Source organism: Achromobacter sp. ACM05, assembly GCF_019218915.1.
Taxonomy (GTDB): Bacteria; Pseudomonadota; Gammaproteobacteria; order Burkholderiales; family Burkholderiaceae_B; genus Achromobacter; species Achromobacter animicus.
The window spans coordinates 285402-301048 of sequence record NZ_JAHUWQ010000001.1 but is presented as its reverse complement, the minus strand read 5'-3'; the positions used below and the strand labels follow the sequence as shown (position 1 = coordinate 301048).

Annotated in this window: 8 protein-coding genes and 1 tRNA gene; 7 read left to right on the top strand and 2 right to left on the bottom strand. The window is 65.0% G+C overall.

Features of this window, described 5'->3' with window-relative positions; all coding sequences use genetic code 11:
- The first annotated feature begins 104 nt into the window (after positions 1-104).
- Both KW836_RS01370 and KW836_RS01365 read left to right on the top strand, forming a co-directional pair.
- Positions 105-179 (top strand) — tRNA-Arg (locus KW836_RS01370).
- Positions 180-405: 226 nt separating this feature from the next.
- Positions 406-1317: a LysR family transcriptional regulator gene (locus tag KW836_RS01365; RefSeq protein WP_218342252.1), complete on the top strand. Its 912-nt coding sequence runs from the start codon at positions 406-408 to the stop codon at positions 1315-1317.
- A 30-nt stretch (positions 1318-1347) separates the two neighbouring features.
- On the opposite strand, the gene KW836_RS01360 is transcribed toward KW836_RS01365, so the two are convergent.
- Positions 1348-1815 (bottom strand): Rid family hydrolase, encoded by a 468-nt coding sequence (locus KW836_RS01360; protein ID WP_175125124.1) that lies wholly within the window; start codon positions 1813-1815, stop codon positions 1348-1350.
- Between the two features lie 382 nt (positions 1816-2197).
- On the opposite strand from KW836_RS01360, the gene KW836_RS28055 reads away from it, so the two are divergent.
- From KW836_RS28055 to KW836_RS28050, 3 genes are all read left to right on the top strand, one after another.
- On the top strand, positions 2198-5338 hold the full coding sequence (locus KW836_RS28055; protein WP_304505126.1) for an autotransporter outer membrane beta-barrel domain-containing protein: 3141 nt from the start codon (positions 2198-2200) through the stop codon (positions 5336-5338).
- Between the two features lie 389 nt (positions 5339-5727).
- Positions 5728-9075 carry an autotransporter outer membrane beta-barrel domain-containing protein gene (locus KW836_RS27790; protein ID WP_255595053.1) on the top strand — a complete coding sequence of 1116 codons (3348 nt, stop codon included), beginning with the start codon at positions 5728-5730 and terminating at the stop codon, positions 9073-9075.
- A 501-nt stretch (positions 9076-9576) separates the two neighbouring features.
- The gene (locus KW836_RS28050) at positions 9577-12951 is read left to right on the top strand and encodes an autotransporter outer membrane beta-barrel domain-containing protein (protein ID WP_304505123.1); all 3375 of its coding nucleotides are present in this window, start codon (positions 9577-9579) and stop codon (positions 12949-12951) included.
- Positions 12952-13075: 124 nt separating this feature from the next.
- On the opposite strand, the gene KW836_RS01325 is transcribed toward KW836_RS28050, so the two are convergent.
- Complete coding sequence (locus tag KW836_RS01325) at positions 13076-13321, bottom strand: hypothetical protein (RefSeq protein ID WP_056327580.1); 246 nt, start codon at positions 13319-13321, stop codon at positions 13076-13078.
- Between the two features lie 217 nt (positions 13322-13538).
- Here KW836_RS01325 and KW836_RS01320 point away from each other — a divergent pair, with 217 nt between their 5' ends.
- Together KW836_RS01320 and KW836_RS01315 are read left to right on the top strand one after the other, a co-directional pair.
- Positions 13539-14663, top strand: a complete 1125-nt coding sequence (locus KW836_RS01320) for a cupin domain-containing protein (protein WP_105237147.1) — start codon at positions 13539-13541, stop codon at positions 14661-14663.
- Between the two features lie 67 nt (positions 14664-14730).
- Positions 14731-15642, top strand: coding sequence for a fumarylacetoacetate hydrolase family protein (locus KW836_RS01315; protein WP_175125130.1), 912 nt, complete (start codon positions 14731-14733; stop codon positions 15640-15642).
- The last annotated feature ends 5 nt before the right edge of the window (positions 15643-15647 follow it).

Genomic DNA, 15647 nt, shown 5'->3' with positions numbered 1-15647 from the left:
GATCGTCCAATGAGAAAGGACGGGTTTTCGATGAGTTTGCCGGAGGATTTGATCCAGTTCATGCAGAACGCGTAAAACTGGGTACAATACCGCCTCCTTGCGCTGCGCCCGTAGTTCAATGGATAGAATGAGAGTTTCCGAAGCTCTTGATACAGGTTCGATTCCTGTCGGGCGCGCCAACTGATTAAAGCAGTGCGTTGTTCCGGGCCCTTCATGGGCCCTTTTTTGTTTTCGCCGATACTGCGGGCGAAAGCCCGTGGACAAAATCGCGCGGGCACAATCGCGAGGGCAAATCGCGAGGGCAGGATCACCGACGATTCCTAATAATCCGCCGCGAAAGAGCATCCGCCAATCATCGTGCCGTCCAAACCCGCAAAAACTCAGACGCACTCCGATCGCCCTTCCATGGGACAGCGCGACGCGGCGCAACAGTTGTCATGGGATGACCTGCGCATCATCAAGACACTGAGCGACTGCGGCAATCGGTCGATCGCTGCCGAAAAGCTCGGCATCAATGCCTCCACCGTCTCGCGCCGCGTGGCGCACGCCGAAGCCGCGTTGGGCGTCGCGTTGTTCGACCGGCGGCACGCGGGCTACAAGCTGACGCCTGAGGGCACGGAGCTGCGCGCACTGAGCGAGCGCGTCGAACTCGATGTCGTCAGCGTGGCCCGACGCATTTCCGGTGCCGCGCACGATCCGCAGGGCACGCTGCGCGTCGCCACCAGCGATTCGCTCCTGCTGTATTTCCTGACGCCCATCATTGCTGAATTCAGAGCCGCGCATCCCTCATTGACCGTCGAGGTGCTGGTCGGCAACGGCACACTGGATCTGGCGCGGGACGAATCCGACGTCGCGCTCAGGGCGACGCGGCGCCCGCCCGAGAGCTGGGTGGGACGCAGACTGGCAGGCATCGCGTGGGCGCCTTACGGGGCTGCGCAGCAATTTGGCCGCAAGACACCCGCCGCCGAACGCCTTTACGAGCTGGATTGGGTGTCGTACGCGGGCGGGCTGTCCGGGCTCAAGGCCGCGCACTACCTTGAAAGCCGTGTCGCGCCATCCCGCATTGCCTACCGGTCGGACTCGGTTGCCGCGGTAAGCGCGGGTATCTCGGCCGGCCTGGGCATGGGCTACCTGCCTTGCATGCTGGGCGACGCGATGGCCGATGTGGTGCGCGTCGGTCCCGTCGTGCCGGAGCTTCAGGATGAGCTTTGGCTGCTCACCCATCCTGACATCCGCGGATCCCGGCGCGTCCAGGCTTTCATGCGCTTTTGCGCCGCGGCCGTGGCCAAGCAGAAGGCATTGATCGAGGGCCGCTAGGCCCTTTTCCCGCCAATCAGCAGTGCCCGGTCAGCCGGCATCCTTGGGACGCAGGATGGCCTTGCAAGCGATCTCGATCAACTGCGCAGGCATCGCCAGACGCGACACGCCGATCAGGTTGCTGGCCACTTGCGGACGGTCGGTGCCGTACGCGGCCTTGCGCACCTTGCCCGCCGCTGCAAAGGCGGCATCCACATCCAGCACATACAGCGTTTCTTCGACGACGTTATCCAGCGTGGCGCCGAATTTGCCCAGCAACACCGCCAGGTTCTCGTAGGTGGCGCGCATCTGCGCTTCCATCGTGGAGAAGTCGCGCGGCTTGCCTTGGTCGTCCAGCTCGGCCGGCGCGATCAGGTTGCCGTCCTGGTCGTGGTTGAGCTGGCCCGACACATAGATTTCGTTGCCCACCTGCACCGCCTGCGCATAACCATAGGCGTCTTCCCACGGCACGCCCCAGTAGGCGGTTTTCTTGTCGAGCGGGTTCGCTTGCGTCGTCATGGTTTTCTCCTTGGGGATATGGGAAAGAAGGTGGGTGATCAGAAGGCTCCAGCGTAACCGTGGCACGAAGTTCCCGGAGCGCATTACTGCGCTTTCAAGATGCAAATTTGCACTTTGAATGCCGCCGGCATGAATACACCTTTGCCGCCGCAAACGTTCCGGTGGGCTGGCACGTTATCGAATTCAGAGCAACCGAGACTCGTCGGATTCCCAAGCGGACGTTGATCCTGATAAGCGGGTCGCGCCATCGGAGTAAACGTACTCTGGGTGTGGCCGGGGAGCTTGAACACAATCGATCACACCGACGCGATGCGCTTTGACGAACAGCCGAGCTGAACGAACAGAAGCCGCGCGTCAATCCAACACCCAGGATGATCGATTGATGCTCGTGGATTCCCGCGCGGCGCTGCGCCGCGCAGATTCAATGCTGTTTCCCAATGCCAGAACAACCGCGATCAAGCTCTGCCTTGGTCTGTTGCTGCTGTCCGTGAACATGTCACACCAACCCGATGCCTGGGGCGCGATCGTGGGTGTTTCGGGGGCCGGCGGCCTCGGCGGCGCACCCAATGGAGGCCGCGGCGGCGATGGTGGCAACGGAGATGCCGCCCTGGACCTGACGACGTCATACACCATGGTCGGCGACGTCGAGGGCGGGGCCGGCGGCGGCGGCGGGGGAGGCGGTGGCGGCGGGCATGGTCACTCCATGGGGGGAGCGGGTGGCGACGGCGGCAACGGCGGAGTCGGCGTCGTCATCTCAGGCGACGCGGTGGTATTGCACAACGATGGCTGGTCGATCCGCGGCGGCAAGGGCGGCGGTGGCGGAGGGGGAGGCGGCTCCACTTTCCACCCCTCCGTAGAGCCGGACGGCGGTCGCGGTGGTGACGGCTCGATGGGCGTTGACGGCGCCGCCGGCGGGGGCGGCGGAGGCGGCGCACACGTCCGGGCGGCCTTCGGCGGAGACGGCGGCAACGGGGGAGAAAATGGCCTGACTGCCGGCGGGGGCCCTCCAGGCGTCTCCTGGGCTGGCGGCGGGGGCGGGGGCGGGGGTGCTTCCGTCAACGGGGGGGCGCCGGGCGCAGACGTGTGGCCGATCCTGATCGAGGGCATTGGGGGGGCGGGCGGCATTGCCGGCGGGGCATCCGGCGTCAACGGAGGCGATGCCAAACCGTATGAAGGATTCGCCGCAGGGGGTGGGGGCGGCGGAGCGCCAGGCGGCGATGGCGGTGGCGGCGGGCAGTACTCGCGTTTCGATACGAATGGGGGTGGCGCAGCCGGCAGCAGCAATCACGGCGTCTATGTCACGGGGGCCGGCTCCGTCATCATCAACGCGGGCTCCATTGTGGCGGGGCCGGTCAACCAGGACACCGCGATCCAGTACGCGGCGACCGCCAGCAATTCGACCTTGATGCTCCGCGAAGGCAGCCTGATTCAGGGGCTCGTCGATGCCACCGAATCGAGCGGCACAAACACGCTGGTCCTGGATGGCGGCGCTGCGCAGGCGTTTGACGTGGGCAAGATCGGCGCCGGCGCGCAGGGTCAGTATCTAGGCTTCAACGCATTCGAGAAAGCGTCTCACGGCACGTGGGCGCTCACGGGTTCGCCCGCGCTGGCGCTTACGCCTTGGACGCTTTCCGGGGGATGGCTCGCGATCACGGACGACGCGGCGCTGGGAGACACGGCGGGCGGCCTCATCTTCGAGGGCGGCGGATTGCAGTTGAACGCCAGCATCACATCGCAGCGCGATTTTCAGTTGCGCGGTGATGGCGCGGTCCACACTGCCGACGGCACCGTGTCCGTGATGCACGGAACGATCAGCGGCGCCGGCAACCTCACCAAGACCGGGGCCGGAACATGGATCATCGAACGCAACGACACCGGATCGGGCATTACCACGCCGGCGGCACAGCTCACGCATACAGGCGCCACGCGAGTGGATGAGGGCATGCTGGTCATTAAAGGCACGAGCCTGGGGCGGGCCGATCATGCGGCCAGTGTTGCTGGCGCCAGCAATGCGGCCTTGTACCTTGCCAACGGTGCCGTGCTCGACGGCCAGATGAACGGACCGAATCTCGTCATCGATGCGACGAGCCGATGGAACGTCCTGGCCGATACCCCTCATGCCTCGGCGGGAAACAATCTCAGCACCGTCAACGCGCTTCAGCTTGCCGGCAGCATTGCCTTCGCACCGCCCGACGGGTCCAACAACGAGGTCGGCCGGACACTCACCGCCAACAACCTGGCGGGCGCGGGCGGGCAAGTCCAGTTGCACGTCAGTCCGACCGGCGCTGCGGATCATCTGACGCTGACCCAGGGCGCCACGGGGTTGACCTACCTGAAGATCATCACGCCCGGCGGCTTCGGAGATCCCATGGCCGGCGACGGGCTGTTGGTGGTCAAGGCCGGCGCCAGCACCGACCATGCGTTTCGCCAATCCCCAGGACAACCCACGCTGGCCGGCGCGTTCAACTACGGGCTGGTGCACGGCGCGCGAAACGGCGCAGCCGATCTGGCCAACAACTGGTATCTGTTCAGCGATGTCCGCCCCGAGGTGTCCATCTACTCGCAGTTGGGCAATCAGGCCTTGCGGCAGTCCGAGGTGGCGGTGGGTTCGTTCAACGAACGGATGGGTGCGACCGAAACACTGGCGCGAACGGTCTACCCGTATGTGTGGGCGCGATCGTTCGGGGTCCTCGAACGCCGGGATGGCGCACCCATGGGGATCCGGCAAGCGAACGTCGCCGTGGATTCGCGGCTGGGCGGGCTACAGGTGGGAACCGACCTGTTCGTGGCCAGCAGAGGCGCCGGCCGCCGGAGCGCGGGCGTGTTCGCTACGGCAATGGCTTCACGCAACGACGTGGCGCACTATCAGGCGTTCACGCGTTCGACTGTGGCTGCCGGCCACAGCGATCAGACCATGTACGGCCTGGGCGCCTACTACACGTTGATCGACGGCAAAGGCGGATACGCCGATTTCGTCGCGCAGGTCAGCCGCTACGGTGTGAAGGCCCATTCGCGCGGCGCGCAAGGTTTGTCTTTGCAGACGTCCGGATGGGGCGCCGCGTTGTCCGCCGAAGCCGGCAAAGCCTTCGACATCAATGAAGCCAGCGGACTGCGCATCGAGCCGCAAGCTCAGGTGATGGTCCAACACGTCAGACTGCGCGACAGCGAAGACCGCGTCGGGCCCGTTGCGCTGCCGGGAGTGCGCGCGCTGCACTCGCGTGTGAGCCTGAAGGTTTCCAAATTCTGGGACGCGCAACCCGAGACGTGGCACCACGGCTGGCTGATGCTGAGCTATCGGCACACGCTGGGGAAATCCTCCAGTACTTACCCCACCGCCACGCAGGGCGACATCTCGTTCGACAACGATCTGGATGGGTCGCGCGTGGGCCTGACGGCGGGCTACGACCGGCGCGCGGGCAGGAACACTTTCGTCAACGTGCAGGTGCATGCCGAACAGGGCTTGGGCGGCGCGTCAGGGTTGCGGGCGGTGGGCGGCTCGGTTGGGGTGAAGTACCTGTTCTAGCAATCGCGCGAAGCATGGGTCCGCCGGATAACTGGCAGTGTCTTGCAATGTGCGCCATAGCGATCGTCTGATTTTGCCCGGCGACTGATTCTTATGAAGGCTCTCGCGACATCGGAGTAAACCTACTCTGGGTGAAGTCGGGGCGCATAAAGAGAATCTGAGACACCGACGACAGAGGCTTGAACGCTTTGCAGCGTGCTTCCGTCGTTCGATGTGATTAACCGGATTACTCAAACGCGCAACCGGCCACTCCGGTATTCCACGTTCTTACGAGATCAAAGTAGCGATTCTGCATGTAGCGTCACCTGAGCTTCAGGTGCTGTTGAATTCGTGAAGCCGCGCGTGAATCCACCACCCAGGATGAACCATTGATGTGTACGGATTCTTGCTTGGCGTCGCGACATGCGGTTTCGATCTCAAATCGAACCGACAAGGCGCGCGGTATTGCGCTTAGGCTTTGTTTTGGTCTGTCTTTGATTTCTTTGGGCATGTCCCCTCATCCTGCTGCGCGCGCGTTGATCGTCGGCGAGGCGGGGATGGGCGGCGTAGGCGGGGCTGCCAATGGGGGTACCGGCGGCGACGGCGGGGATGGTTATGCCGCCTTGGATCTCACGACGTCTTACACGACCTATGACGACATTGAAGGCGCGCCCGGCGGCGGTGGCGGCGGTGGTGGCGGGGGCGGGCCAGGAAACTTCGACGGCGGCGGGGGCGGAGCGGGCGGGAACGGCGGGCACGGCATCGTGATCTCTGGCGACGGCGTGATCCTGCATAACGCCGGCTACTCGATCAGCGGCGGCAAAGGCGGTGGCGGCGGGGGCGGGGGTGGCGGCAGCTACAGTGAGGATGCGGTCAGCGACGGCGGTCGGGGTGGTAATGGGTCCGGAGGAGAAGGCGGTGGCGCTGGCGGGGGCGGAGGGGGCGGCGCGGATATCAACCCCGGCGGGATCGATGGAACGGGTTACGGCGGAAATGGCGGCAATGGGGGTGAAAATGGCATGCCGGGTGGCGGCGACGTCCCGGGTACCTCTCCCTATGCAGGTGGCGGTGGCGGTGGCGGCGGTACCTACACCAACGGCGGGTCGGCGGGCCAAGGGTTATTCAATAGCCAAAGTCCGGGTGTAGGCGGATCGGGCGGTATGGCTGGCGGTGAGGTCGGCGTAGACGGTGGCCGGGCAAATCCAGGAACGGCATTGGAAGGATGGGGTGGGGGCGGCGGAGGCGGCGGGGCCGCCGGCGGATCTGGCGGCAATGGCGGGCGTGGGTCCGGATTCGAAGGGGGGCCTCCAGGCGGCGCTGGCGGCAACAGCGGTCACGGTGTCTATGTCACCGGCGCCAACACCATGATCATCAATTCCGGAACGATATCTCAAGGGCCGGCGAACCAGAACACCGCCATCAAGTATTCAGCCACGGCTCGCGATTCCACGCTTGTTCTGCAAGCGGGCAGCCAGATCATCGGCCTGGTCGACGCCACGGAGTCGGGCGGCAAGAATACGCTGGCTCTGGATGGCGGCGCCGCGCTGGCCTTTGACGTCAGCCAGATCGGGAGTGGCGCGCAGGCGCAATACCTGGGCTTCAATGCTTTCGAAAAAACGTCGGCCGGAACATGGACGCTGACAGGAACGCCCAGCCAGACCCTCACACCCTGGACCCTGTCGGGCGGGTGGCTCGCGATTGCCGACGACGCCATCCTGGGCGACGCGGCCGGCGCCGTCACGTTCAACGGCGGCGGACTGCAACTGGATGCCGACATCCTGACGCAGCGCGACATGCAGTTCGCGGGAGAAGGCGCGATCCGTGCGGCGGACGGCACGGTATCCGTGATGCAAGGCGCGATCACGGGATCGGGCACGCTGACCAAGACCGGCGCGGGCACGTGGATCATCGACCGCGACAATGCCTTTGCTGGCGACACGCTGATTGACGATGGCGTGCTGCAGCTCGGCACGGGTCAGACCGCAGGATCGTTGGGGGCGGGCGCTTTCGAGAACCACGCCGTCCTGGCCATCGATCGCGCCGACGCGGTCGTCATGTCCAACGCCATATCGGGTACGGGCGAACTGCGACAGGCAGGCCCGGGCACGACCACGCTGACCGGACCGCTCACCTATACCGGTGTCACGCGGGTGGACAATGGCACGCTCGTCCTCGACGGCACATCGTTGGGCCAGGCCGATCATGCGATCGCCCGGGTCATCGGTGCAGGCAGTGCGGGTCTGGGCCTGGCCAACGGCGCCACGCTCGAAGGTTGGGTGGATGGGCCGAGTCTTTCCATCGACGCGTCCAGCCGGTGGCACATCTTGACCGACGCGTCCAACCCCGCGCAAGACAACAACCTCAGCACGGTCAACGAACTCCAGCTTGCCGGCAGCGTTGCCTTTGCGCCACCCGCCGAATTGACCACCGATGCGATCGGACGCACGTTGTCTGCCAACAACCTGGCAGGGGGCGGTGGTGAAGTGCAGCTGCACATGATTCCCACCGCGGCTGGCACCGTGGATTACCTGACCTTGAACGCCGGAGCGACGGGCTTGACCAATCTGACGCTCAACGCCCAGGGCGATTTTGGCGATCCGCTTCGTGGAAACGGCTTTCTGGTGGTCAAGGCGGGCGCCAGCACGGACAACGCGTTCAGGCTGACGCCGGGACAGGCCCCGCGAGGCGGCGCGTTCCGCTACGTGCTGGCGCATGGCGCGCAGGACGGCTCGCCGGAACTCGCCAACAACTGGTACTTGATCAGCGAAGTCCGCCCCGAAGTCTCCATTTACTCGCAGTTGGGCGGGCAAGCGTTGCGGCAGTCCGAACTGGCGGTCGGCACTTTCAACGAACGTATGGGCGCCACCGAAACGCTGTCTCGGAAGGTATACCCGTTTGCCTGGGCCAGAACGCTCGGGGGTTGGGAAAACCGCGACGGCGCGTCGCGCGGCATTCTGCAATCACAGGTCGCAAGCCGCACGACGCTGGGCGGGCTGCAGGTGGGAACGGACTTGTTCGTGACCAACACGGGGATTCGCCGCAACAGCATTGGGGTGTTCGGGACTGCGATGGTCTCGCGCGCGCAGGTGGATCATTATCAGGAATCCACGCGTTCAACGATCGATGCCGGCCGCAGCGATCAGACGATGTACGGCCTGGGCGCGTACTACACGATGATGGACGGCAAGGGCGGGTATGCCGACTTCGTCACGCAGATCAGCCGGTATGGTGTCCAAACGCAATCGAGCGGCGCGGGCGGCATGTCGCTACAAACATCGGGGTGGGGCGTGGCGCTGTCGGCCGAAGCCGGCAAGGCGTTCGACATCGGCGACGCGTCCGAAGGGCTGCGAATCGAACCGCAAGCGCAGGTGATGGTCCAGCACATCAAGCTGCGCGATAGCGATGATGACCTTGGCCGCGTGGCGCTGCCCAAATCTCATGCGCTGCATTCGCGCGTGAGCCTGAAGCTGTCGAAAGCCTGGGGCGAGCAGGACGATGCGCAGAACCACGGCTGGCTCATGCTGAGTTACCGGCACACGCTGGGGGACTCGACCAGCTCCTACCAGACGCTGACGCAAGGCGATATCGCGTTCGACAACAAGCTGGACGGATCGCGCGTGGGCCTGTCGGCGGGCTATGACCGGCGGGCGGGCAAGAACACGTTCATCAATGTTCAGCTGAATGGCGAGCAGGGCCTGGGGGGCGAGTCGGGGCTGCTCGCCGTGGGTGGATCGGTCGGCATCAAGTATCTGTTCTAGCGAACACAGAACATCCCCCGCGTAGGCGCCCCGCCGCATAGCGGCTGCGCGGGTATTCGCCCCTTTAGGATCAGTCGTATTTCGACGGCTGGAATCGATGGCTTTGGAAGTTTGCGGGCCAACGGAGTAAACGTACTCTCGGCGAATCCTGCGTGCATACACAGAATCAATTGCGCCGACGATATGGGTATCAATAATTACTTGAGATTACCCAGCCGACGTCGCGCGATGTCATTAATCGGAATTCAGCGCGCAACCGGCACGTCCGGTGTTCCACGTTCTTAAAACCTCAAGCAGACGATTTCGCCTGGTGCAGCCCGATGCGCCGGGTGCAATTGTTTTCGTGAAGCCGCGCGTGAATCCACTACCCAGGATGAACCAGAGATGCACACGGATTCTTGCTTGGCGTTGCGACACGCACATTCGACCCCGACTCAAATCCACAAAGCGCGCGGCATCACGCTCAGGCTTTTCTTTGGCCTGTCCTTGATCTCCCTCGGCATGTCCCCGCATCCCGCTGCGCGCGCGCTGATCATTGGCGAGGCGGGCATCGGCGGCGTTGGCGGGGCTGCCAATGGCGGCAGAGGCGGGGACGGCGGGGATGGCATTACCGCCCTGGATATCACGACGTCCTATACGACCTATGACGACATTGAAGGGGCGCCCGGCGGCGGGGGTGGCGGCGGCGGGGGCGGTGGACGCGGCGGTATCGTGGGGGGCGCGGGAGGCTCGGGAGGTAACGGCGGGCACGGCATCGTGATCTCGGGCGACGGCGTGGTCATGCAAAACGACGGGTACGCGATCAGCGGCGGCAAGGGCGGCGGCGGCGGGGGCGGTGGCGGGGGCGCTTTCCATATGACCGTGTCCAGTAATGGCGGCCGCGGTGGTGACGGAGGCGGGGGCGCGGGCGGCGGTGGCGGCGGCGGGGGTGGCGGCGGCGCGGACCTCACCTTTGGCGGCGCGTTTGGGGCAGGCTTTGGCGGAGATGGGGGACACGCGGGTGGCAATGGTTCGTCGGGCGGAGGCAATGTCCAGAGCCCAGGGGCCAGCAAGTTTGCAGGCGGTGGCGGCGGGGGCGGCGGCACCTACACCCATGGAGGAACGCCCGGCCAGGCTTTATTCGAGAGTCAGATTTCCGGCATGGGTGGCGGGGGCGGCATCGCCGGCGGAGAGTCGGGGGTAGACGGCGGCATCGCCAACCCTGAAGCGGCCGAAGCGCTGGAGTTGGGGTTGAGCAGGCAAGAAATCGATGCCGTCCTGGACGGCTACGGCGGTGGCGGAGGCGGCGGCGGGGCGGCTGGCGGATCGGGCGGCAACGGCGGGCCTGGCAGCTACGTCGAGGGCGGCCCCGCAGGCGGCGCCGGGGGCACGAGCGGTCACGGCGTCTACGTTACGGGCGCCAACTCCGTAATCATCAATACGGGCACGATATCGCAGGGCCCGGAGAACCAGGACACCGCCATCAAATATGCCGCGACCGCCCGCGATTCCACGCTGGTGCTCAAGGCGCAGGGCGGCTGGGACAACCCGGACAGCCAGATCATCGGCCTGGTCGATGCCACGGAATCGGGCGGCACGAATACGCTCGTTCTTGATGGCGGTTGGGACGCCCGCCAGGACTACGACAACAACGTCTTCGATGTCAGCCTGATCGGAACCGGTGCGACCGGACCGGCCCAATATCTGGGCTTCAATGCCTTCGAGAAAACGTCGGCCGGAACATGGAAGCTGATAGGCGGGACCGGCCAGGTCGGAACGCCGTGGACCCTGTCGGGCGGGTGGCTCGCGATTGACCACGACAACAATCTGGGTGATCGGTCAGGCACGCTTACCTTCAACGGCGGCGGGCTGCAGGTGGAGGCCGCGACGGTGATGGACCGTGACATGCATTTCGCCAGAGACGGCGTGATCCGGACAGGAAATCCAGAGCTGGCGACGCAAGGGCAGGCGACGGACGTACACCTGTCCGGAAACATCACCGGATCGGGCGCGCTTATCAAGACCGGCGCGGGAACCTTGTCCATCGGTCGTGACAATGACGCCTTTTCCGGCGCGGTCGTCATCGAAGAGGGGGTGCTTCAGCTTGGCACCGGCGGAACGCAATACGGCGGATCTCTGGGCGCGGGCGCGATCGAAAACAATGCCGTCCTGGCGATGTCTCAGCACCGGGGCGCGTTCTCCAATGTCATATCGGGTAGCGGCGAGCTGCATCAGTTGGAAGGCATGACGACGCTGACGGGCCCGCTCACGTACACCGGCATCACGCGGCTATTCGACGGCGCGCTTGAGATCCGGGGGACGTCGCTGGGCCAGGCCGATCATGCGGTCGCCCGGGTCGTGGGTGCGGTTGGCGCCGATTTGCGTCTGGCAGGCGGCGCCACGCTCGACGGTTGGGTGAATGGACCCAGTCTCGCCATCGACGCGACCAGCAAATGGAACGTGCTGACCGATGCCTCCAATCCCGCGCAAGCAAACAACCTCAGCACCGTCGGTGAACTTCGGCTCGAAGGCAGCGTCGCGTTTGCACCGCCCGCGGACTGGACGCACGATGAGATCGGCCGAACGTTCACCGCCAACAATCTGGTGGGCAGTGGCGGCGAAGTGCAACTGCACTTGGGCCCCCCCGCCAACGGCGCAGCGGATTACCTCACCTTGAACGCCGGGGCCACGGGGCTGACCAATCTGACGATCAACACCGACGGCGGCTTCGGCGATGCCTTCAGCGGAAACGGCTATCTGCTGGTCAAGGCCGGCGCCAGCACGGACAACGCATTCCAGCAAACGCCTGGACAAGCTTCGCGGAGCGGCGCGTTCCACTACGTGCTGACGCATGGCGCGCTGGATGGCGCACCGGAACTTGCCAACAACTGGTATTTGATCAGCGAGACCCGCCCCGAGGTCTCGCTGTACTCGCAGCTGGGCGGCCAAGCCTTGAGGCAGTCCGAAGTGGCGGTGGGAACGTTCAATGAACGCATGGGCGCCACCGAAACGCTGGCGCGGAAGGTTTACCCGTATGCGTGGGCCAGAACGCTGGGCGGATGGGAAAACCGCGATGGCGCGTCGCGCGGCATCCTGCAGTCTCAGGTGGGAAGCCGCACGACGCTGGGCGGCCTGCAGGTGGGTACGGACCTCTTCGTAACGAGCCAGGGCATCCGCCGCAGCAGCCTGGGCGTGTTCGGCACCGCGTTGGTATCCCGAGCCGACGTGGATCATTTCCAGGCATCCACGCGTTCGACCATCAATGCCGGCCGCAGCGATCAGACGATGTACGGTCTGGGCACCTACTACACGATGATGGACGGCAAGGGCGGGTATGCCGACTTCGTCACGCAGATCAGCCGCTATGGCGTGAAAACCCAATCGAACGGCGCGGATGGCATGTCGATGCAGACGTCGGGCTGGGGCGTGGCTTTGTCGGCCGAAGCCGGCAAGGCGTTCGACATTGGCGATGCGTCTAGTGGACTTCGACTCGAACGTCAGGCGCAGGTGATGGTCCAGCACGTCAAGCTGCGCGACGGCGATGATGACGTTGGCCAAGTGGCGTTGCCGGCATCGCAGGCGCTGCATTCGCGCGTGAGTCTGAAGCTGTCCAAGGCGTGGGGCGAGCAGGACGGCGCGCAGAACCACGGATGGCTGACGCTGAGCTACCGGCACACGCTGGGGGAATCGTCCAGTTCCTACCAGACGCTGACGCAAGGCGACATTGCCTTTGACAACAAGCTGGACGGATCGCGCGTGGGGCTATCGGCGGGCTACGACCGTCGGGCCGGCAAGAACACGTTCGTCAATGTGCAGTTGAACGCCGAGCAGGGATTGGGCGGCGCTTCGGGCTTGCGCGCGGTGGGTGGCTCGGTGGGGATCAAGTATCTGTTCTAGCGTTCGCAGATCAGGCGTCTGCGAATGACGGATCCCACGGAGGTACTGGCTGCGTGCTGGCATTGCACGCCAAGCCATTGAATCGCCCGCCCCGCGAGCATGCGGGGCGGGCGATTTCCGTTGGCTAGTCGTCCAGTGAAGGCACGGTGCCGATCTGCATCAGGATGCGCGGCGATTCCATGTCGCCGGTTTCCTTGTCGATCATCACTTCATAGGCCGCGACGCCGGCAAATTTGGAGGCCATGGAATTCGCGATGCGGATGGCTCCGAATTCGCTGCTGGCCGGGCGGATTTCCCCGGGGGCGACGCCATTGGCGGCGGCGCGGTAGGGAACGACGATGTACTGAACGAGATGAGCAGCTTCTGACACAGGAATTCTCCCCTGGACGACAGTTTTTCGGGCGAGCGCAATGTATCACGTCGCACTGTGTTTTTGTACAGTATTTTTGCCACGGTCGCCAAGATATTTTTGCGAAGCGACTTCGCCGTTCAAGGAAAACCCCTAGCGTTTCGCCATTGCCCGCCCTCTGGCCCCGCGCTTAGTATTTTCGAAAATCCTCAGCGTTTTATAAAACCAGGGGCACGGAATGGAAGCGAACCGCTACGACGCCTACCGCGAAGACACCGCGGGCCGCGCCAATGTGGCCGACTCGCCGGAGCGGGTGGCCTATTACCAGGAGCTGGCGCGGCTGGAGACCGGCGCGCTGTGGACGGTGGCGAACAAGATCGAGCCGTGGGCGCCGCGGTCGGCGTCCGTGCCCGTGGTCTGGCGCTACCAGGACCTGCGCGGTCACGTGCTGCGGTCCGCCGAACTGGTGTCCCCCGAAGAGGCGGGCCGCCGCGTCATCTACCTGAACAATCCCGGCCGGCGCGACGTGGCGGCCGCGGTGGGCTGGCTGTATTCCGGGCTGCAGGTGATGCGGCCGGGTGAGCTGGCGTCCGCGCACGCGCACACGCATTCGGCGCTGCGCTTCATCATGGAAGGACAGGGCGCGTTCACGGTGGTGGACGGCCACAAGATGACGCTGGGGGCGAATGATTTCGTGCTGACGCCGAACGGCACCTGGCACGAGCACGGCGTGGCCGAGGACGGCACCACCTGCATCTGGCAGGACGGCTTGGACATCCCGCTGGTCAATGCGCTGGAAGCGGGCTTTTATGCCGTGCATCCAGACCTGAACCAGACCGTCACGCACCCGGTGGACGACACCAGCGGCGCGTGGGGCGGCGTGGCGCTGCGGCCGCAGGTGTCCGGCTGGACCAAGCCGTATTCCCCGCTCTTCAAGTACGAATGGGAGCCTACGTACGAGGCGTTGCGCCGCTACGCGCGCACCACCGCGGGCAGTCCCTACGACGGCATCCTGCTGGAATACGTCAATCCGGCGACGGGCGGCCCCGTGATGCCGACAATTGGCGCCAGCATGCAGCTGCTGCGTCCCGGCGAGCACACAAAGGCGCACCGGCATACCGGCAGCTTCATCTACCAGGTGGCCAAGGGCAGCGGTTTTTCCGTCATCGACGGCAAGCGCTATGACTGGACCGAACGCGACATCTTCTGCGTGCCGTCCTGGGCCATCCACGAACACGCCAACCTGTCGTCCAACGACGACGCATGCCTCTTCTGTTTCAACGATCTGCCCGTCATGCGGTCGCTGGCCCTGTATCGCGAGGAAGCGGTGCAGGACAACGGCGGCCATCAGCAGCTGATCTAGTTTCTGAACGCAAACCGCCGCGCCGTGGCGGCCGGTTCCATCAACCTTTGACCTTCTGGAGTTCCCGATGCGCCTGGTGACCTTTCGCGCTCATCCCACCGCCGCCGCCCGCCTGGGCGCGCTTGTCGACGGCTACGTGATCGACCTGTTCCTGCTGGGTCAGGAAGGCGGGGTCGACTTGCCCGACGACATGTTGGAGTTCATCGATCTGGGGCCGGTGGCAGTCGCGCAGGCGACGCGTCTCTTGGACACGTTCCGTGGCAACTGGCCGGTGGGCAGCGCGGTGCCGCAGGAGAACGTGAAGCTGCTGGCGCCCATCCCGCGTCCGCGCAAGAACATCTTCGGCATCGGCTTGAACTACGTGGAACATGTGGCCGAGTCCAGCCGCACGCTGGACACGTCGGCCGACCTGCCCAAGCAGCCCGTCATCTTCTCCAAGCCGCCCACGACGGTGATCGGACCGGGCGACGCCATCGAGCACAACGCGAAGATCACGCAGCAACTGGACTGGGAAGTCGAGCTGGCGGTGATCATCGGACGCCGCGCGTCGCGCGTGGCCGAGGCCGATGCGCTGTCGTACGTGTTCGGCTACAGCGTGATGCTGGACATGAGCGCGCGCGATTGCCGCCGTGCGGGGCAATGGATCTATTCCAAGGGGCAGGACACCTATGCGCCGTTCGGTCCGTGCATCGTGACCGCCGACGAAATTCCCGATCCGCAGGTGCTGGACCTGTGGCTGACAGTCAACGGCGAAAAGAAGCAGGGCTCGAACACGCGGCACATGCTGTTCAAGGTGCCGTTCCTGATCTCCGACATCAGCGCGGGCATCACGCTGGAGCCGGGCGACATCATTGCCACCGGCACGCCGGAGGGCGTGGGCGCCGGCCGCAAACCGCAGGAGTTCCTGTGGCCGGGCGACGTGGTCGTCGCGTGCGTCGAAGGCATCGGCACGCTGCGCCACCCGGTGGTGGCCGTCTAGGAGCG

Bases quoted from the DNA above. Each gene is read 5' to 3' on its own strand.
- KW836_RS28055 (WP_304505126.1), top strand. From the start codon at position 2,198: ATGCTCGTGGATTCCCGCGCGGCGCTGCGCCGCGCAGATTCAATGCTG.
- KW836_RS01360 (WP_175125124.1), bottom strand. From the start codon at position 1,815: ATGACGACGCAAGCGAACCCGCTCGACAAGAAAACCGCCTACTGGGGC.
- KW836_RS01320 (WP_105237147.1), top strand. From the start codon at position 13,539: ATGGAAGCGAACCGCTACGACGCCTACCGCGAAGACACCGCGGGCCGC.
- KW836_RS01315 (WP_175125130.1), top strand. From the start codon at position 14,731: ATGCGCCTGGTGACCTTTCGCGCTCATCCCACCGCCGCCGCCCGCCTG.
- KW836_RS28050 (WP_304505123.1), top strand. From the start codon at position 9,577: ATGTCCCCGCATCCCGCTGCGCGCGCGCTGATCATTGGCGAGGCGGGC.
- KW836_RS01365 (WP_218342252.1), top strand. From the start codon at position 406: ATGGGACAGCGCGACGCGGCGCAACAGTTGTCATGGGATGACCTGCGC.